This is a genomic window from Oscillochloris sp. ZM17-4, from assembly GCF_019599295.1.
Taxonomy (GTDB): domain Bacteria; phylum Chloroflexota; class Chloroflexia; order Chloroflexales; family Chloroflexaceae; genus Oscillochloris.
Genome location: NZ_JAIEWN010000020.1, coordinates 70,767 through 88,641, shown reverse-complemented (window position 1 = coordinate 88,641; position 17,875 = coordinate 70,767). Strand labels below are relative to the sequence as shown.

The 17,875-nt window shown below is 61.5% G+C and carries 18 protein-coding genes; 4 read left to right on the top strand and 14 right to left on the bottom strand.

What is annotated here, in order from left to right:
- Positions 1-2: 2 nt before the first annotated feature.
- The 10 genes from K2Z83_RS15630 to K2Z83_RS15585 all read right to left on the bottom strand — a co-directional run bounded on the left by K2Z83_RS15630 (position 3) and on the right by K2Z83_RS15585 (position 8,644).
- Positions 3-1,367, bottom strand: a complete 1,365-nt coding sequence (locus K2Z83_RS15630; protein WP_220596126.1) for an RNA ligase family protein — start codon at positions 1,365-1,367, stop codon at positions 3-5.
- Positions 1,368-1,435: 68 nt separating this feature from the next.
- Positions 1,436-1,663, bottom strand: coding sequence for a hypothetical protein (locus K2Z83_RS15625; protein WP_220596125.1), 228 nt, complete (start codon positions 1,661-1,663; stop codon positions 1,436-1,438).
- Complete coding sequence (locus tag K2Z83_RS15620; protein ID WP_220596124.1) at positions 1,660-3,132, bottom strand: hypothetical protein; 1,473 nt, start codon at positions 3,130-3,132, stop codon at positions 1,660-1,662. The genes K2Z83_RS15625 and K2Z83_RS15620 overlap by 4 nt, the downstream gene beginning before the upstream one ends.
- 19 nt (positions 3,133-3,151) lie before the next feature.
- On the bottom strand, positions 3,152-3,751 hold the full coding sequence (locus K2Z83_RS15615) for a hypothetical protein (protein ID WP_220596123.1): 600 nt from the start codon (positions 3,749-3,751) through the stop codon (positions 3,152-3,154).
- Between the two features lie 68 nt (positions 3,752-3,819).
- A complete protein-coding gene (locus K2Z83_RS15610) occupies positions 3,820-4,296 on the bottom strand; it encodes a hypothetical protein (protein ID WP_220596122.1) in 477 nt (158 codons plus the stop codon).
- Positions 4,297-4,433: 137 nt separating this feature from the next.
- Positions 4,434-5,852, bottom strand: a complete 1,419-nt coding sequence (gene terL / locus K2Z83_RS15605; protein ID WP_220596121.1) for a phage terminase large subunit — start codon at positions 5,850-5,852, stop codon at positions 4,434-4,436.
- A 117-nt stretch (positions 5,853-5,969) separates the two neighbouring features.
- Complete coding sequence (locus K2Z83_RS15600) at positions 5,970-6,494, bottom strand: hypothetical protein (RefSeq protein WP_220596120.1); 525 nt, start codon at positions 6,492-6,494, stop codon at positions 5,970-5,972.
- Positions 6,495-6,718: 224 nt separating this feature from the next.
- Complete coding sequence (locus K2Z83_RS15595) at positions 6,719-7,087, bottom strand: hypothetical protein (protein ID WP_220596119.1); 369 nt, start codon at positions 7,085-7,087, stop codon at positions 6,719-6,721.
- 49 nt (positions 7,088-7,136) lie between these two features.
- On the bottom strand, positions 7,137-7,628 hold the full coding sequence (locus tag K2Z83_RS15590) for a hypothetical protein (protein WP_220596118.1): 492 nt from the start codon (positions 7,626-7,628) through the stop codon (positions 7,137-7,139).
- Positions 7,625-8,644, bottom strand: coding sequence for a hypothetical protein (locus K2Z83_RS15585; protein ID WP_220596117.1), 1,020 nt, complete (start codon positions 8,642-8,644; stop codon positions 7,625-7,627). Before K2Z83_RS15585 ends, K2Z83_RS15590 begins: the two co-directional genes overlap by 4 nt.
- A gap of 876 nt (positions 8,645-9,520) precedes the next feature.
- On the opposite strand from K2Z83_RS15585, the gene K2Z83_RS15580 reads away from it, so the two are divergent.
- Positions 9,521-12,265, top strand: a complete 2,745-nt coding sequence (locus tag K2Z83_RS15580; RefSeq protein WP_220596116.1) for a TIR domain-containing protein — start codon at positions 9,521-9,523, stop codon at positions 12,263-12,265.
- Positions 12,266-12,276: 11 nt separating this feature from the next.
- Positions 12,277-12,933, top strand: a complete 657-nt coding sequence (locus K2Z83_RS15575) for a toll/interleukin-1 receptor domain-containing protein (protein WP_220596115.1) — start codon at positions 12,277-12,279, stop codon at positions 12,931-12,933.
- Positions 12,934-13,178: 245 nt separating this feature from the next.
- Here the strand turns inward: K2Z83_RS15575 and K2Z83_RS15570 are convergent, their stop codons facing one another.
- The 4 genes from K2Z83_RS15570 to K2Z83_RS15555 all read right to left on the bottom strand — a co-directional run bounded on the left by K2Z83_RS15570 (position 13,179) and on the right by K2Z83_RS15555 (position 15,069).
- Positions 13,179-13,430, bottom strand: coding sequence for a hypothetical protein (locus tag K2Z83_RS15570; RefSeq protein WP_220596114.1), 252 nt, complete (start codon positions 13,428-13,430; stop codon positions 13,179-13,181).
- Positions 13,430-14,248, bottom strand: a complete 819-nt coding sequence (locus K2Z83_RS15565; protein WP_220596113.1) for a hypothetical protein — start codon at positions 14,246-14,248, stop codon at positions 13,430-13,432. The genes K2Z83_RS15570 and K2Z83_RS15565 overlap by 1 nt, the downstream gene beginning before the upstream one ends.
- Positions 14,249-14,332: 84 nt before the next feature.
- A complete protein-coding gene (locus K2Z83_RS15560; RefSeq protein WP_220596112.1) occupies positions 14,333-14,608 on the bottom strand; it encodes a hypothetical protein in 276 nt (91 codons plus the stop codon).
- A 14-nt stretch (positions 14,609-14,622) separates the two neighbouring features.
- Positions 14,623-15,069, bottom strand: coding sequence for a hypothetical protein (locus K2Z83_RS15555; RefSeq protein ID WP_220596111.1), 447 nt, complete (start codon positions 15,067-15,069; stop codon positions 14,623-14,625).
- A gap of 582 nt (positions 15,070-15,651) precedes the next feature.
- Between K2Z83_RS15555 and K2Z83_RS15550 the strand changes: the two genes are divergently transcribed.
- Both K2Z83_RS15550 and K2Z83_RS15545 read left to right on the top strand, forming a co-directional pair.
- Positions 15,652-16,143 (top strand): nuclear transport factor 2 family protein, encoded by a 492-nt coding sequence (locus tag K2Z83_RS15550; protein ID WP_220596110.1) that lies wholly within the window; start codon positions 15,652-15,654, stop codon positions 16,141-16,143.
- Between the two features lie 243 nt (positions 16,144-16,386).
- A partial coding sequence (locus K2Z83_RS15545) for a DUF5671 domain-containing protein (RefSeq protein ID WP_220596109.1) occupies positions 16,387-17,875 on the top strand: 1,489 nt, incomplete at its 3' end.

Here is a 17,875-nt window from a genome sequence, read left to right as displayed (position 1 = left end):
CCTCAGAGCACCTTTGGCGCAGACACGCGGTCGCGACCGACCTCGCTTGAAAACTGACACTCGACCGGCTGCTTATCGCCCTCGGCGCGCACCCGCACACCGGATGGCCGGATCACCTGGTCAGCGAAGCTCAGGCCGAAGGATTTGATCACGACCACCTGGCCCGCTTCCCGGCAGTGCCAGGCCTCCCAGAACGTGCGCCGCTGTGTGTCGTCCCAGCCCGAGCCGACCCAGCCGATGGCGTAGAGGCTGCGCCCCTCGTACAGGCCAACCTTTATCGCACCGACGGTGCCTTTGAGCCGACCAGTGCCCTCGCGGTAGTCGATCACCACCACATCCATCTCTTTCTCGCGGTCGCGGAAGCGCAGCCAGTTCCTGCTGCGCTTGCCCTCGTAGGGGGCGTCGGCCTGGCGCAGCACCCAGCCCTCGCCCTGGCGCTGCCGCACCTCGTCCACGATCAGGGACTTGCCGGCGTCCTGGCTCGACCAGCGCACCGCGCGTACCGGGCTGTACCAGCCCTGGATCGGCGGCTCAAACGTCGGCAGCAGCCCCTCCAGGCGGCGCAGGCGGGTACACTGGCGCTCGTGGAGCATGCTGCGCCCGTCGATCGCCAGCAGGTCGAAGGCCACAAACAGCTGGATGTCAGCCTGGGCGCCGACGTAGAGCTGCGCCCGGCCGTCGCGGTCCACGCTGATCACCTCGCCGTCTAGCGATGTGCCCGGCGTCGTGCCGTCGCGCATGGCCTTCGCGATGTGGGCCGGGCAGTTTATGATCTCGCCCGAGCGGTTGGTCAGGTAGACCTGCCCGTCGGTGTGGTGGTGCAGCTGGCCCCGATCGCCCTCCAGTTTCTCGGTGAGGATCCAGTCCGCGTTGGTGAGATACGGCAGGAAGTCGTCCCAGCTCGGGACGGTCTCGCAGAGCATCACGACCTGGCCGAAGGTTGGCGTCGCCGGCGGCACCGTCAGCGGTGCCGCCACGGCACCGGGCCCGGCGCTGCCGGAGGCCTCGGCATGCAGCTCGGCAGGCAGCCGGCCGAGCGGGTCGCCGACGCGCCAGCACAGGGGGTGATCCGGCAGGCTGGTCACGCCCTTAGGGAAGGGCTCAGCGAGCGGCCCGCCGCCAAACGGGCGGGTGTACATGCGGTCGCGGCCGGGCCTGGTCTTCTCAGCAAACTTCGTCGAGGCTGCCTTGATGACCTCGGCGATCGCCCCGGCCTTGATGAGGGTCGGGCGCGACCAGCCGGTCGCGCCGCCGGCATTGAGGGCCGTGGCCTCGAACGCGCCGCCGCCGAGGTCACGGATCTCGATCTTGTACCTGGCCCCACTCGCGGCCACGCCGCCGAGGAAGCCGATCAGGTTCGCGGGCATCACATACTCCTGGGCATACAAAGAGCCGCCAGCGATGCCGGCGGCTCAGCTTCTGGGACAGGCTGCGGTCAATCCGCAGCGACGGGAACAGCGGCGACCGCGGGCGGCATAACCGGCGGCTCGGGCTTGAGCGGAACCAGGCCGAACAGGCTCTCGCCGTCGGCGTCAAGGTCAATGATCACCTCGTCGCAGGTCGCGCAGTGGATGACCACATTCTGCGGTGGGGTGCCGTGGGCGCGGCACACGATGGTGTGGCTGATGTGTCGCAGCAGATTCTCAAAGGTGAGTGCGCTCATTGGTTCTTCCTCCGCCGCTGCCGGCGCTGGAGCGTGTCCAGCGAGCGGCCGTTCTTGGGGTTGGTAAACTCCGGTTGGCTGGGCCGGGTCGCGCCGTCGTAGCCGAAATGGTGGACGCCGAACTGGAAATTTCGGCAGGTGGTATAGCTGCGCGGGAAACCCTGCCATCCGTCGTCGATCCAGGGGATCTCCACGCGGCGGGCGTTGGTGATGTGGACGCGGATTCCGTTGTAGGTAAATACCTCAACCTCCTGCCCCAGCGCATGCGCGACCGGGACGTGCAGGTTGTCGGCCCACTGGGTCTCGGCCACACCGCAGAGGTAGGCGAAGCGCCAGCCCTGGGCCTGGGTGAGGACGTGGGCGGACGGGACGCGCACGGTCGACCAGATGCCCTTGTGGAAGGGTCCCACAAGGCACTGGGCGCAGTGAAAGCGGGCGTCGAACCCGCTGACGTACTTGAGCCAGAAGTAGGGAAACCCGGGCAGCGGGCGACGCGGCGCGCCCTCCTGGCCCAGGGTGAGCACCATCGCCCCCTCGGGCGGCGGGTCGGGGGTAAACATGCGCAGCTGCATATCATCCCCCTGCGCGTGGGCACGATCCGGGTGGCCCTTGCGAGCGTCCTCGGTGCGGTAGGGGATGCCGCCGAAGCCATCGGCCGACCAGCCCACATCCACGCCAGCCTCGGCGAGGCGCTGGGCCAGGAGCTGGGCCGGCCCGTCCTCATCCCAGGCTGGGACGAGCCGGGAGTAGGGGAGCTGGGCGGTTCGCGATCCGCCCCCGCCGTCGCCGGCAGTAAACGTATCGATGACAAACCGCTGCGCGCCGGTCTCGACGAGCTTGTCGGCAAAGCGAGGGCTGTGGGGCAGGCAGGGGCTGATGGCCACCTGCGTGCGAACGCCGGCGTGGACGGCCGCCGCCACCGTCTTGAACCGGGTGGTGTACGCCGGCCCACCTCGAAGCTGCTGGGCCTCGTCATCGCTCTCGATGGTAAAGCTGAGCCAGGCGTAGGGGATGTGCTTGAGCACATCGAAGTCGCGGGCCACCAGCGGGCTGCGCGTCTGGATGACCAGCAGGTCCAGGTCGTCGTAGCGGGCGAACACCTCGACAAGACGCCGGGTGAGCCCGCGCTGCTTCTCCAGCGGCATGTAGGGGTCGGTCGTCGTGGACATGAAGATCCGCAACTGGCGGCGCTGGGCGGCGGTGCAGCCGGCCAGATAGTCGGACAGCAGCTCGGCCGCGTTGACCTTAACGGCGATCCCCTCGCCCCAGCGGGTGGGCTTGAGCCCCTCGGGCCGGTAGCGCCAGTTCGGCAGCAATTGGGCGTAGCAGTAGAGCCCACATGTGGTTCCCCCAAACTGACACCCGGTGTAGGGGCTGAGCGTGTGGGTGAACGGGTACGGCCCTTGCACCAGGAAGCCGCTGGATTGGGCGGACAGGATGGACTTGGCGGTGTGTTCGATCACCTGCATGGGCGGTGAACCCTCTCAACTAGGCGAGGCCCAGGCTGACCCAGGCGTTGGCCAGGGCGGCACGAAAGCGGCCGGGGAAGGCGTCCCCCACGGACGAGCGGAGCTCTGAAAAATCCAGGGCGCTCCCACGGCGTATGCCCCATTTGGGGTTGGTGGGACGGAAGGTGAAGGTTGTGGCGTGAAGTGGCAGCGCGCCGTGTGCGCTGCGGGCCAGCACGAGATCCCCGTCCACGCCACGGGCAATGGCCTCCCACGTAAAAGGCCGTGGGGTCGGGCGACACGCAGCCAGCTCCTGCGCGGCCGCCAGCGCCTCAGCGACGCGGTCGTAGATCTCGGCGGCGCCGAGCTGCAGGCCGCTGGAGATGTGCTCCCAGGCCGCATGCTTCCAGGCGGCGTCCACCCGCACGATGACATAGTCGCCGACAATGATCAGCGGCTCGGCGGTAAAGCAGTAGTAGCCATTGCTCATGTCCGCCTTGGCGATGAGAAAGGCATCCACGTTGGGCTTGGGCGCGTGGCACATCACGCAGCGGTCGTTGTGAACTGCAAATGGCCAGGGACGCGGGGTCGAGTCAGCCGCCTCGCGGCAGGCCTTGGAGCAGAACCAGAGACGAGACATTGCGGCACCTCCGAAAATACAAAAGAGCCGGCCCGCAATGGGCCGGCTCATCCGTCAGCGAACAGATCCTAGCTATCGTCCTCGGCGCAATCGTCGTCGGCGCTCATCGCGCTCACCGTCAGCTCACCGCCGCCGATGGTCACGTTCAGGTGCGCCTCGATCATCGAGTCGCGCAGCGCCACGCGGGCGGCGTCGCGGGCGGCGGCGTTCTTGCCGCCCGCAAACGTCAGGGTGAACGAGCCGTCCGGGTTCTCCTCGGTGGACAGAACCAGCTTGGCGCGGGTCGGCTTGTGGCCGTCGATGCCCAGCAGCCAGCCGCGCTCGCGCAGCGTGGTCAGGATCGGGTTGGTGACCGCGGCCGCGGCCAGCTCGGTCGCCTCGGCGACGATCGCCTTCTGCTCGCTGCGCCATGCGCTGGTGGCCGGCACGGTCTTCACGCTCTCGCTGCCGCGCACGATCTCAAAGCGGGGGTTCTTCGGCTCGATGATCATCGAGGCCAGGATGCCGTTGCGGTCGAACAGGACGGTGGTGGATGCGGTTGCCATCGGTGAAGCTCCTCTGTGTGATGCTTGGTGAGACGCAGCGCCTCACAGGCTTTCGCTTTTTTGCTCACTTCTATTGTAGCACAACTTAGAGCGCCTGTCAATTATTTTTCCGCGTCCCAATGCGGTAAACGGCCTCTCTAGCCCCGGCCCGAGCCGCTGTGCGAGCCAGCCCGGCCACTCGCCACGGCAGCATAGACCCTGGTGATGAGCACATTGATTGCGTCCACCTGGTCGTCGTGGGTGCCAGAAGGAAAGCTGAGCAGCTCGCGCTCCAGGGCGGGGAGGTAGGCGCCGGGGCAGAAGATCACGCGCCCGCCCTCGAAGTAGACGGCGTTGGCGCGGGCGTGGCTCACCTTGCCCGCCTTGTGAGGCGGCACGGCGATAATGGGCAGCTTCGTCTCGCGCCGCAGCATCTGCTGGATGGCGATGCCGCTGGAGGCGTCCTCGATCAGGATGGCGCGGGGTCCCCAGGACTCGGCCAGCCGCTCGACCTCGCGCTTAAGATCCGGGCTCTCCAGGCGATCACGGAACACATCGAGCACATAGACCTGGGTATTCGTGATGCCGGCGGTCACGCACACCGAGTAGTCGCCGAGCTTGGACGAGGCCGTGTCCCATGCCTGCAGAATGTAGTCGAAGAGCAGCTCGCCGCGCACCGTCGCCGGCGGCTTGCTGTAGACAAACCAGTCGCGCTGGTACAGGCCGCCCTCGTCGGCGACCGGCCGCTGCTGGTAGAGCGCGTAGTAGTCGATGCCCAGGACGCCGCGGATGCCGGCCAGCGCCTCCTCGTCGAACCGCTCGGGGCACAGCGCCTGCCCGACCGTGCGGCCGAGCGGGTCGCCCTCCTCGGCCTCGGCAGGCAGCGAGCAGACCGTCCAGTTCGGGCCGTCCTCGCTGGCCAGGATGCGGCCAGCCAGGTCGTCCTCATGCCAGCGCGTGATAATCAGGATGATCGCCCCGCCCGGCTCCAGGCGGGTGTACATATCGTTCGAGTACCAGGCGTAGGCCGCGTTGCGGTAGGTCTCACTATCGGCGTCCTGGCGCGAGCGCACCGGGTCGTCGATGATGATCAGGTCGGCGCCGCGCCCGGTCGGTGCCGCGCCCACGGCGGCGGTGCGGAAGCCGCCACCGCCGGCCACCTCCCATTCGGCCTCGGTGTTCTTGAGGCCGTGCCGGGTCAGCCCGCGCCGGGCCGCGATGCGCCGCGCATCGCGCGAGAACTTGGTGGCCAAATCGGTGTTGTAGCAGCCGACGATGACGCGGGTGCGCGGGTCGCGATCCATCCGGTACACCGGATAGCGCACTGTGGTCTGTTCACTTTTGCCATGACGTGGTGGGACAAAGATCATCAGCTTCTTGAGCTCGCCGCTGGTGACACGGTCGAGGAAGCTGCGGATGTAGACGAGGTGCGCCCAGCCCCATGTGTACTCGGGGGTGACCTGGGGAAGCCAATCGCCAAAGGGCGTGGCGGCGATCGTGGCGCGCCGCCGCCGCTCCAGCTCGCGCCGGGCAAGCTCAAGTTGGGCGGTGTGGTAGTGCGTGCTCGCCGCAGTCATGGCGTCCTGGAGGGGAGACGCCACCCGCCCACGGCGCAACAAAAACGCGCCACCGCAGGGTGCGGGTGGCGCGTAGTCGCTGCCTTCTTGGCTCACTATAGCATGGTGAGATGACCGTTATGATGGCTTGCTGGTGAGGCGCAGCCGGCTGCGCCGGTGACGCATCCGCTCCAGCACCGCCTCGCGGTTTGCTGCGTACCACGCGGCCTTCCTGGCCCGCTCGGAGTCGCGGTGCGCGGCGATGTAGCGCCGGACGTTGGCCCGATGGGTTTCCGGGTTGGCCTGGATGGTGTTGCGGTGCGCCATGCGGCGCTGCTCACGCGACCGCCCGTTCCACTCGGCCCGCCACTTCGCCCGTAGCGTGGCCAGCGCCGGCGGCGTGATGCCCGTCGCCTCCTCCTCGGCCTTCAGCTCGGCGCGCTCGGCCTTCTGCTTCGCGCGCTGCGCCGCCGCCCGCTGCTTCTCATGCTCCTTGCAGTAGGCACTAACGCGGTAGCCGCCCTTGTAGCGCGGCGCCTTTTTCATGTAGAAGTGATCGGCGACACGCAAGATGTAGGGGACGCGCCCCTCCGCATAGCAGTCGGGGCAGGCCTTCCATTCCAGCGTGTCGGTGGTGTCGCTCATGTCGGGGTCGGGGCGCATAGGATCTCCGCTGGTGTCCTCTGCATTGTGCTACATGATTGTAGCACAATGCAGAGGACACCAGCGGCAGCAATGCGTGCCCCGATCCTGGGTAATCTTCGGGCAGCCCGACACGATGGTGATCCGATCAAAAACGCCCGCCCGAGAGACCGAGCGGGCGAGACAGGCCGCGCGACATCGCTGCTGGCCCGGAGATCTCCTTCGATGAGCCAGCTGCGTGGGCACTACGCGCGCGCCCTGCTCCCCCGTGGTCCCGCTGGCCTTCCGCCAGCGGTACGGGCGTCGGTGCGAATGGCGGCTGGCTCGGGCGGGTAGCGCACCCGGATTGTTGCCTGCACAATCACTCCGGCGCGGATCTCCTCGTCCACCTCAATGCTGATCGTCACATACCCGCTGATCGCGGCCACGATCGCATTGATGCGGTGGCGAAAGTCGCTGCCAGTCTCACTCTCGAGTGGGCGAAGCGTGCGAGTGGTGCCGATCAGGAGGCGCTGGCCATCCTGGTAGGCATAGTGGTCGTGGCCGAACTCGGAGCGGGCGGGTGCGGAAAGCGTCGTGATCCGGGCATCAAGGCCGATAGCTGAAGTGTTCATTGCGGTGTCGGCCCTTTGTGCCGGCGTGGGTATGGTGGGTCTGCGCAGCTTAGTGTACCGCGTTGCTGCGACCAGCATTGTGGACATTCTGCACTATTTCCGTAGGACTCGTACACGCCCCACTCGACATGCCCGCCACCTCAGTCTCCTGGGCGGCTCTGCGCAGCGCGGAGCACACCTGATGCATCTGGCGCACCCCCGACATGTAGCCCTCGTTGTTGCGGAGGCGCTGGGCGTCTTCGAGCGTGATGGTTGGCCAGTCCACGGGAACCATATGCAGCGCGCCGCAAATCGCGATCGCCTCCCATAGATCCGTGGCATAGAAACATAGCGCCCCCGTCGGCACGTGGTGGATGCGATACCCGTCACCATCGCCATCCTCGACCACGCCGAACGCGCCAAATCGCAGGCCTTCGGCGAAGGCGGGCCGCTCGTCATTGCGGATGCGGATGGGAACGCGGCATGCGTACCGCACAAAGCGCGCGTTGGTGTGCCGAGCCAGCACGCGTTCCAGGAGCCTGAGCTTCTTCTTGGGCTTCATTGCGGATCTCCTTCGCCGCTGATCAGCGGCGCGTAGGCCCGGCCAGCCGTGGCCTCGCCGAGCACATCGTCGAGCAGCAACATGCGCTGCTGGTAGCGAAACGGCACCCAGACCGGCGCGGCGGTGCGGGTCAGCTGCTGGCCGCGCCACCAGGCGGGCTGGAAGCGGTCGAGCCGGCGCAGGTGGCGCGGCCGGGGCTCGCCGATGGCGACGACGCCGGCGGCCTGGGCCCGCCGCCAGGCTACATGGCTTATCCACTGCCGCGCGGCCACGCGCCGGCGCGGGTCGAGGCTGGCCCAGGCGGCGCGCCAGGCGTGCTTGGCCTGCCGCTTGGTGTAGCTTGATGGCGTCACGACGGCCAGCCAGATCCTGGCCGGCGGCAGCTTTGCCATCCGCCAGTCCTTTGTCACGTGTTCGCCCTGGAATACCTGTCCGGCCCGGGGCAGGTTGCGTCGGCTGATGGTCTGCTCGCCCTGGCGCGTGTTCCTGGCCGCGCCGTGGTGGTCGATGCAGCAAGATCGCCGCGATGTGGTCGCGCCGGCGTAGAAGAAGCCCGCCGCCAGGTAGACCCAGCCAGGGAGCGGGTGGCCGGTGCGCAGATCCGTCGCGGCCTGGTCGGCGTAGGCGACGAACAGCACCGGCACGCCGTATTCGTCTGTTACCTCACGCATCGCGTGGCGGAGCAGCTTGCTCTCGGGGATGACGTTTGACGGCACATCGTCGGCGACCACGAGGCGCTTGATCTGCCGCACCAATACGCCGGTGGCGATGCTGCGCTCGGCATCCTGCGAACCGGCCGGGCCGATGAGACAAGCGCCGGCGATCAGGCTCCGGGTCTGGTTCTCTGAGCTGGTCGCGCCGACGAGACAGGCGCCGGCGACCTCGTCGTCGGCCATCACCGCGAAGAGCTGGCCTGAGCCGCCCGATGAGCGCATATAGTGATTCGTGGCGATGTAGTGCTGCACGGCGCGGCGGAAGTCGCCGCCGAACACGCGCTGGATGCTGTAGGTTGGCATAGACGAAAAGCGCCACCTGGCTTATAGCGGTGGTCAGATCAGTTGAGCCCGCGCTCTATGAGCGCCTATCTAGTTAGTTGGCATGAGCGGCAGCCTCTCTGATATCGACGGAGGTTCCGCGTGTGGATGCACCTTCGTTCTTCACAGAATAGACCTTCCTGCTTCCGCTTGCATCTGGCTCAACCGTCTCGCCCACCGCTATAGAGCCAGGAGGCGCGCAAGATGTTGGGGAAGCGGAAGAAAATATCTATCCCGTCTTCGCACTTCCACCGCATCAGGGCAAGGTGCCTTCGATTCGAGACGGTGCGAAAGGGACAAGTATTTTCTTCCGCTTCCCTTGCCGAAGATTGCGCGAGCGAGTTGCCATTCGACATCATGGGAGATCGTGCCGTTAGGCATGTTTCAGAATCGGGCGATCCAGCTTGACAGTTTGAACTATCCGGTATGGGATTACCTTGAGCTGGCTGCCGCATCAGGATGCGCTGCAACAATCTGTTGCTCAGATCGAACTGTCAAGCTGGTTTGAAACATGCCTTAGTGAACCAGTCGCCGCCCAGGAGGTAGCCAGGTGCAGCCAGCGTTTGCCAACGATCGGCAGCGTCGCCTCGACGCCGGGTGCTCACCGTCGAATGGGCGTTGGGCGCCGCATCCCGAAAGCCCATGCCGAGCATTTACCGATGAACTACTATGTGTGGATAGCTTCACAGTTATAGATGTTCGTGCTATACTTCTGTAGAGTAGGTGAAAGAGATTACTGCGTATGAGGTTGATATGCTAAGTAATTGCGAAACTTTTGTTTGAGTGTAACTTGGATGGCTTCTCGACGTAATGCTACGGTCTTTCAGATCTGAAAGCCTAAGATATTGGAGGTGAGAAGTGGCAAGTTCAAAGACCGTCTTCTTGTCCTATGCTCCCGAGGACAGAGATGTGGCGTTGCAATTACGCGACATCATTACTGCTTATACTGGTGATCAGGTGTGGATGAGAGATTTTGACTTATTTGCTGGTGATTTAGTATCAAATGTTATAGATGATGCTGTTGTAAATGCCAAGTGGTTTGTAGTTTTTTTAAGTGCCAACTCTATCATTTCCCCTTGGGTGCAAAGAGAATTAAATATGACAACTACTCGTGCAATGATGGCAAGCGATTTTCGAGTGGTTGGAATAAGACTAGACGCTGCTGAACTATCAATTCAATTGCAGTTAGCTCTCCAAGACAGTCTGATTGATGTTTCAATGAAAGACAAAGATGAGATTGAGCGGAATTTTATGGCCTTAGCAGAACTTATAGACAAAACCATCACTACTAGATCTCGTGAGACACTTTATGTTGATAGAGGCAGTGATGGAGATCGTTTCTCTTTGACATCACGAAGGAATCAGATCGTATTTGTCCTTGGTTTAGCAGGTATTGGTAAGTCTTCTTTTGTAAAAAAGACTGTTTCGGAGAAACTGAGTAGAAGACCCATGACTATTGAATTAACACGCGGTCATTCAGAAGATCGCCTTGCCAGAGAAATTATTAAAGAAGCGCGCACTCTTCAACCCTTGGGTGATACTAGTATTTCTAAAGAAACTTTAGTGGAATTGGCACTTGATGCAGTATCTAAACGAGCAAATGATTATTATGTTTTTATAGATGATGCTGAAGAAGGGCTAGATGCATCTAATTATGTGCTGCCATACTTTGAGAGGTTTCTGGAAAAGTTTATCAAACGAAATATTGATACCCGTATTGTTGTTGCAATAACTCGCCGTCCTGAATATTCTGCATTAATCGCTAGTAATGCAGATGTTTTTCGTTTAGGAGAAATTGATGATGTATATATTCGAGAGTACATTGATTTGTTATTAGAAGACAGTCCCGTAAGAATCAGCGATATCAATGGCTCTGCTTTTGATGATACTGTTCAAATGATAGGAGGTTATCCTCTAGTGGCAAAAATAGTTGCCTCGCAGATAAAGTTTGGAGACTTAACGCTTTCGATCCAATCCAGGCAAAGAATACAGCTTAGCCTTGCACAACATATACTTCGTGCTATCAATCAAGAGCAATTGAGCGAAATTCAACACATGATACTACAGATACTTGCTGTTGTGCAAGAACCTATGTCTATCGAAGATATGATGGCTGTGAAGGTCTTACAAGCTTACTCTATAGAACAAGTTCAACAAGCAAGATTTGAACTTGTAAATAAGTTGATATTAGATTTAAGTGGTGAATATGTTTATATGCATCGGTTTCTTGTTTCGTACTTCCAGCGCCAATTAGAGGAACAATCTGAGCTAATGGATAGCATTGCTCGGGACTACGGAAAGTTTGCATTTGACAAGGCACTTTCCTCTAATCAGGAGCTATTGCATATTTCTCATGAGGCTGGGCTGTCAAATAACAATGTTGTATGGAAATCAAATGAAGTGCTTCGGTATGCCATTCCAGCCGGTCGCCTTCTTCGGTCTGTAGGTGAAGACGCGCTTGCAGAGCGTTTGCCTGTTAGCATAGAAGGCGTACTGCGAGAAATGGTTTTCTTCTATTATCAAACAAAACAAGATAATGATAAGGCTCTCTATTATGCGGAAAAGTGGTTACGCCTTAATCCAGATGATCTGGAAGTGATGCTTTATCAGGCTCGTAGTTATCGTCGAAAGCGTATTGGCTCAAGCCTGCAAAGAGCATCGAAAATAATAGAAGATCTTGAGAGAAAAGATTTCAGAAAACGATTTACTGCCCGGTTGTATCGTGAAAAAGCATTACTTGCTGAATATAGTGGCAATTTAGAAGAAGCAAAAGAATTGTATCGTAAGGGGATCGAAGTTTACAGTCCGCACCCTTATCCCGAGAATTATATTGGTCTTGCTCAACTTCTATTAAGGGAGTTAGAAGATAATCCCTTGCTTTCCGAAGATGATATTCGTCATAATGCACGTGAAGCCAAACGATGGCTTGAAGAGGCTCGTCGTCGTAGTTCCTATTTTGATCGTCTACATTTGGGTCTTTATGCTGAAGCATTGATTCAAGCAGGCTTTGAGGATCGTGCTTTGCCTTTGCTACACGATGCTCTTGATGAGAATCCTGATGATAGTAGATTAAATTATCGTCTTGCTGAGATATATCGAAAGAAGGAGAATTATAAAGATGCGAGGTTTTACGCCGAAAATGCCAGGCGATATGGTGCTACACAGGCAGTTCTAAGCCTGGCAAATATTATCTGGGCTGAAGTTTCGCAATTAACAGACAAAAGCGTCAAAGAAGAACAATTGAATTATGCGTTGCAAATCATTAATAGTTATAGACCAAAAAATCAACGTGATGAAGAGGTGATTGCTACTATTACAGCTAAGTTATATCGTGGTCTAGGTAATTGGTATAACGCTCGAAGAAGTATTCAGCCCTATCTTACTACAGGTAATCCTTATACTTTGTATGAGGCATACTGGGCAGATCTCGCTGAAGCACAATCAAAACTTGCTCAACATGAATACGGACAGGCTCTTCTTATTGCAGATCTCGCAATACAAAAATTGGAAGATTACAAGTCTTTGAAATACTCCTTGCCTCTAGTTGAACTACTGGAGAGCTTGGTGGCGATTAGAGAAACTATTAAGTCAATCATCGATTAGGGGGTTTTTACATGAAAAAAATACGTCCATTTGCTATCCTTATGAGTTTTTTGATTGCAATAGTTGGATTTGTATTAAGTCTCTTAACCAATTATGCGTCTGTAGATGTTCCTGATTTTATTAAAACAAATCCGGTATTATTATGGAGTATGATATTTGGTGGTCTACTCGTGCTTGTCTTATTGACAACCCTTCAAGTACTAGAACCCAAAGTCAATCGAAAGGCAGTTAAGATGAGTGTGATTGGATCAAATACGCCATTGTCGTCAACTCTTTACAAAAAAGATGTTTTTATTAGTTACAGTCACAAGAATGGCCAATGGGTGAGAGAAAAGTTGCTTCCTGCCTTAGAGCAGCGAGGGTTTTCAGTGATAATTGATATTCGTGATTTTCAAGCAGGAAGTTTTAGCGTGGAAGAAATGCAAAGAGGTGTAATAGATTGCAAACGAGTACTAATAGTGTTAACGCCTGACTATATTTCCAGTGAGTGGTCTAAATTTGAGAATGCAATGGCTCAGACTCAAGACCCTGGTGCATTACAACGAAAGCTGATACCTGTTTTGTTGGAAAATACGAGTATTCCGTTACGGCTCCAGATACTGCATTACAGAGATTTGACAAATGACGATCAACAGCAGTGGGAACTTTTATTTAGGGATCTAATGTAATGTGCTATGATCAATCCAAATATACATGTATATACGCAGTCTCTTTCTATATCAACTACCCAACATCACTCGCTCAGGAAGTCCCTGCGATCCACCACCTGTAGGGACTTCCTGCCGTACCGATGTGCGGCATGTCGCATGGGGGTGCTCAGGAAACCACTACGATCCACCATCTGCACGACACGAACATCCTATCCATCGAACCTGCCAGCGGCGCGCATACAGCTGAGCGTTGGTAGAGATGTTCATTCGTTCGCTTCGGACTGCTCGGGCTCGGGCTCATATGCGCCAGGCAGCAGGGTTTCCTCGGGGAGACCCTGCTGACGGCGGTAGGCCTGCCGGCGGTTCCAGCAGTCCCGGCACACCGGCTCGCGCCGGCCAGCCGGGTCGGGCTGGCCAGCGTCGTTGGCGCGGATGGACGGCACGCGCTCGGGGTTGAAGCTGAAGAACGCGCCGCAGCTGATACAGTGGCCGAAGGCCAGCATATAGCCGCCCATCAGGCCACCCCCAGGACGGCGCGCACCGTGGCCTCGAAGACGCGGTCGACGACCCAGGTCTTCGTCGCGCCGACCCATTCGCGGTGCTTCCACGGCACGGCGGCCTTGAGCGTGTCCTTCAGGGCGAACGGGCAGCGCACAGCAACGTGGGTGGCGTCGTAGTCGGCGATCGTCACCGTGTCCACGTCGCCGGCCGTGCGGGCGCGGGCGGGCGCGGGGGTGGGCTGGGCGGCCGGCTGGGTGTCTGCGGAGATCGGCAGCACGTCGGTCGGAGCATCCTCGACATCCACGCCGTACAGCGCGCTCAGCCCGGCCGCGTGGCGCGGGTTGATCAGCCACCGGGTGCCGGCCTCGTCCCACCAGCGATCCTCCATCGGCGTGGCGCTCATCAGCTGGGCGAGCTTGCCGTGGTCGTAGTGGCTGAAGGCCAGGCACAGCCAGCTCCCCAGCCGGTAGAGCCGCACGCCAGCCGTGCTGGGCGTCGGCGCGACCGCGATCGTCTCGGCCTCGGGCAGATCCTCGATCTCGGCCTTCAGCTCCGCGTAGGTCGGGAAGCTCAGCCCGGCCCGGCCGAGCTGCTCGCGGTAGCGCCAGGCCAGCTGCACCGCGTAACCGAGATCCTGGCGGCTCCAGCCCTGGTGGTTGGCAAGCTGGTCGGCCAGGTAGTGGCCCAGGTTCGCGTCGAAGGCCGAGAAGCCCTGATAGTCGCGGCTCACGGCGCCGTCGCAGACCGAGCGGAGACACTCGATACAGCGGGCGAGCTGCTGCACGGCGGGATGGTCGTGCTGGGTCGAAACCGCGTAGGTCTTGGCAACCATTGGTGTCCTCGCTTTCGAACGGTTGAAACGGCAAAGCCCGGCCACTGTGGGCCGGGCTTCAGGTCAGCAGGATGTCGACAATGATCAGGCGGTCGGGTCTGCGGTCGCGCGGGCGATAAAGGCTTTGAGTGTGGCGAACTCGGGCTCGCCGCCCATCGCCACGTTCATGCCGGCGACTTCGAGCAGCAGACCGCGGTTGTTGTCTGGCCCGCCCGCCACCAGGTCGTCGGGGTTTTCCTCGGGCGTCCACGCCTCGCACATCTGGCGCAGGACGGTGGCGACCTGGTTGTCGTTGAGGGCGGCGATCAGCGGCGGGATGCGCGGGTCGAACAGGATGTTCGGGCGAGAGGGTGTGCTCATGGGTTCCTCGTAAATTACCAGCCGGTCGGGCCGAGGCCGTGGCTCGCGCGCATCGCGTTGAGCGAGACCGCCAGGCCAATACCGGGGTCGTAGCGGAGCAGATAGCTGGCGAAGTACGCGTTGTTCCGGCGCTCCTCGTCCGGGCCAGGGAGCGCGAGCGCGATCAGCGCCGCGTAGGCCCGCGTCTCCAGCGTCGGGTAGCCCTTCGCGGGGTCGAGGATCTCGATGATCGCCATCTCGCTCAGCTCCTCGTCTGCGCGCAGCTCCACGCCCATCCGCTCGCGGATGACGGCGATGGCGAACCGGACGGCCAGCTCGCTGCCATCGTGGAACAGCGCCTCGTGCGCGGCTGCCGGCGCGGCGTTCGGGTGCTCGTCGAGCAGGTCGAAGCAGCCCTCCAGGTCGGCGAACTGGCGCAGTGTCTCCAGCGTCTCGGCTTCGTGCAGGGTTGTCGTGGTCATGATGTGTCCTCCACGCGGGTCTCCGTCTTTGTGTCCACTCATATTGTAGCACAACTAAGAGCGCCTGTCAATTATTATTCCGCATCCCAATGCGGTAAACGACCGCTCAGTCGATGAGCTGTTGCTGGCGGTAGCGTGCCTCGATCGCGTTGTGCTCCGGGTCGTCGAGCAGCGTGGCCGGGTCGGCCGGCGCCCAGGGTAGGCCGACCCGGTCTCTCAGTTGGCATAGGAAATAGGCGATCCGCGACTCGCGGCTGCGTTTCAGCTTTTCAGGCGAGAGTTCGTATCGCGGGGAAAAGTTTGGCTGAATATTTCCATACCCGAACCCGGCGGCGCGCAGCGGGCCGCTGCTGTCGAAGCTCTCAACCAGCGGTGAGAGCAGCGCGAGCTCGGCCCGGCCGCAGCCGAGCAGGTGGATGCATTAGGTGGGTCGCGTCGGGCTGGACGCACATTATGCTACCATATCGTCTCCCCCTGTGCGATCACGGGCACGGCTGTTGCGATATGATCGAGCGCAGGGCTCAGGGCGTAGTGTCCTGAGACCGGGCCCCCTGTCCCATCACCTATGATCGGGGATTTGCCATGAAACAGACCGACCGCTTTCTGCTCGCGATCATCTCCGGGGTTGTGGTGCTCGTGGTGGCCGCCCTGGCCCTGGCCCTGACCCGCACGCCCCAGGGCTACCTGCCCGACACGACGCCCGGCGGCGTCGCCCACAACTACATCCTGGCGATCAAGCAGCGCGACAGCGCGCGCGCCTACGGCTATCTGTCGCCCGACCTCAGGGGCTACCCGCCCACCGTCGACGACTTTGTCGCCGACATCGACTCGCGCTACAGCTGGTCCTTCAGCCGTGAGTCCTCCACGATCAGCGTCGGCGATGAGCGCATCACCGGCGACCGGGCGGCGGTCACGGTGAGCGAGACGCGCTTCTCCGAGGGCGGGCTCTTCAGCAGCGGCCAGTACAGCACCTCCTTCAGCATGAATCTGCGCCGCCAGGGCGACTCCTGGCAGCTGATCAGCGCCGAGTCGTACTGGGCCTCGTGCTGGGGCCAGAGCCGCCCCTGCGAGTAGGGTGATTGCAGATTGCAGATTGCAGATTGCAGATTGCAGAGCGTAGCGCGCGCGCCGCGTATATGGGCCTAAATGCAATACGTTACTCGAAAAGTATTGGGCCTAGCCTACATGATACCAACTGGAATTGAGCAAGCCGCCTACACGCCGCCGCCAGATCGCGTTGGACCGCCATGCACGGCAATCTGCAATCCAAAATCTGCAATCTGAAATGGTATGACATGATGAAAGCGTGGCACAACGATGAATAGCGTACGACGCTGGTATATCTTCCTGGTGGCGACGATCAGCCTGCAGTCGGTGGCCTGGGCGCTGATCGCGCTGCTGCGCAACGTGCTGGGGGTCTGGGGCAACAGCGGCTCAACTGCGGCGATCGCCTTCCAGGTCGCGGTGATCGTGATCGGCCTGCCGGTCTTTGTGATCCACTGGCTCTGGGCGCAGCGGCTGGCCGGGGGCGACCGTGAGGAGCGCGGGGCGTCGCTGCGCCGGCTCTACCTCTACACGAACATGGCCGCGCTGCTGGCGCCCTGGGCCGGCAGCGCCTACGCCCTGCTCCGCGGGCTGCTGGGCCTGCTGCTCGACCCGTCCGGCGGCTGGCACGGCGACTACCCGCTCAGCTCCGGGCGCAGCGTCGCCCAGGGCGTGATGGGCGAGCTGGCCGCGCTGCTGGTGCTGGGGCTGCTCTGGCTCTATCACCGGCAGGTGGCCTCGGACGACGCGGCGACCGTCCCGCCGGACGGTGAGGGCGCGCTCTTCCGCCGGCTGTACCTGCTGGGCTTCAGCCTGGTTGGGCTGCTGATGACCACCCAGGCGGCGATCGGGCTGCTGCGCTGGCTGCTCTATCAGCTCGGCGGGGCCACGACCGTCGTGGGCGACCTCGCTCTGATCAGCCCGGCCGCCGGCCTGCTGGTCGGCCTGCCGCTCTGGGTGCTGGCCTGGCGTCTGGCCCAGTCGCTCTTCCACGGCCCCGACATCGGCGAGCGCGAGTCGGCCCTGCGCAAGTTCTACCTGCACGCCGTGGTCTTCTTCAGCACCCTGGCTGGCGTCAGCGGCGCGACCCTCATGCTGGCCGGCCTGCTGCGCCAGGCCCTCGGGCTCGCCCCGCAGGGCGACATCCGCGACCCGCTGCCGGTGGTGCTGGTTGCGGCGGTGGCCTGGGCCTACCACAGCATGACGCTGCGCGCCGACGCGGCCCGCATCCGCGAGGTGCCGCGCCAGGCGGGGGTGCGCCGGCTCTCCTGGTATCTGGTGGGCAGCATCGGCCTGGCCGCCGCGCTGATCGGCCTCGGCGGCGTGCTCAGCGTCCTGATCCGGGCGCTTGGCGCGGCGGGCCTCGGCAACGACCTGCGCGAGCAGCTGGCCTGGTCGCTCTCGGCCCTGCTGGCCGGCCTGCCGGTGTGGGCGCTGATCTGGCGGCGGGCCCAGGGCGCGGCCGTGGCCGACGGCCCCGCCGGCGACGACGAGCGCGGCTCGCTGGTGCGCCGGATCTACCTCTATGGCTTTCTCTTCATCGCCACGCTGACCATCCTGGGCGGGCTGGTCTATATTATCTCCCGCCTGCTGCGCGTGGCGCTCGGCGACCCGCTCCCGGGCAGTCTGCTGGCCGACCTGGCCCAGGCCATCGCCTTCAGCGCCATCGCCGCCGGGGTGCTGGCCTACCACGGCGTCATCCTGCGCGGCGAGGGGCGCCGGAGTCAGGCCGCCCGTCGGCAATGGAAATGGCTTTTCGGAT

What these genes read in the sequence shown, in the direction of transcription:
- K2Z83_RS15555 (WP_220596111.1), bottom strand. Translation starts at nt 15,069, where the DNA reads ATGACCACGACAACCCTGCACGAAGCCGAGACGCTGGAGACACTGCGC.
- K2Z83_RS15590 (WP_220596118.1), bottom strand. Translation starts at nt 7,628, where the DNA reads ATGAAGCCCAAGAAGAAGCTCAGGCTCCTGGAACGCGTGCTGGCTCGG.
- K2Z83_RS15565 (WP_220596113.1), bottom strand. Translation starts at nt 14,248, where the DNA reads ATGGTTGCCAAGACCTACGCGGTTTCGACCCAGCACGACCATCCCGCC.
- K2Z83_RS15625 (WP_220596125.1), bottom strand. Translation starts at nt 1,663, where the DNA reads ATGAGCGCACTCACCTTTGAGAATCTGCTGCGACACATCAGCCACACC.
- K2Z83_RS15610 (WP_220596122.1), bottom strand. Translation starts at nt 4,296, where the DNA reads ATGGCAACCGCATCCACCACCGTCCTGTTCGACCGCAACGGCATCCTG.
- K2Z83_RS15615 (WP_220596123.1), bottom strand. Translation starts at nt 3,751, where the DNA reads ATGTCTCGTCTCTGGTTCTGCTCCAAGGCCTGCCGCGAGGCGGCTGAC.
- terL (WP_220596121.1), bottom strand. Translation starts at nt 5,852, where the DNA reads ATGACTGCGGCGAGCACGCACTACCACACCGCCCAACTTGAGCTTGCC.
- K2Z83_RS15575 (WP_220596115.1), top strand. Translation starts at nt 12,277, where the DNA reads ATGAAAAAAATACGTCCATTTGCTATCCTTATGAGTTTTTTGATTGCA.
- K2Z83_RS15600 (WP_220596120.1), bottom strand. Translation starts at nt 6,494, where the DNA reads ATGCGCCCCGACCCCGACATGAGCGACACCACCGACACGCTGGAATGG.
- K2Z83_RS15585 (WP_220596117.1), bottom strand. Translation starts at nt 8,644, where the DNA reads ATGCCAACCTACAGCATCCAGCGCGTGTTCGGCGGCGACTTCCGCCGC.
- K2Z83_RS15630 (WP_220596126.1), bottom strand. Translation starts at nt 1,367, where the DNA reads ATGCCCGCGAACCTGATCGGCTTCCTCGGCGGCGTGGCCGCGAGTGGG.
- K2Z83_RS15570 (WP_220596114.1), bottom strand. Translation starts at nt 13,430, where the DNA reads ATGGGCGGCTATATGCTGGCCTTCGGCCACTGTATCAGCTGCGGCGCG.
- K2Z83_RS15620 (WP_220596124.1), bottom strand. Translation starts at nt 3,132, where the DNA reads ATGCAGGTGATCGAACACACCGCCAAGTCCATCCTGTCCGCCCAATCC.
- K2Z83_RS15550 (WP_220596110.1), top strand. Translation starts at nt 15,652, where the DNA reads ATGAAACAGACCGACCGCTTTCTGCTCGCGATCATCTCCGGGGTTGTG.
- K2Z83_RS15595 (WP_220596119.1), bottom strand. Translation starts at nt 7,087, where the DNA reads ATGAACACTTCAGCTATCGGCCTTGATGCCCGGATCACGACGCTTTCC.
- K2Z83_RS15560 (WP_220596112.1), bottom strand. Translation starts at nt 14,608, where the DNA reads ATGAGCACACCCTCTCGCCCGAACATCCTGTTCGACCCGCGCATCCCG.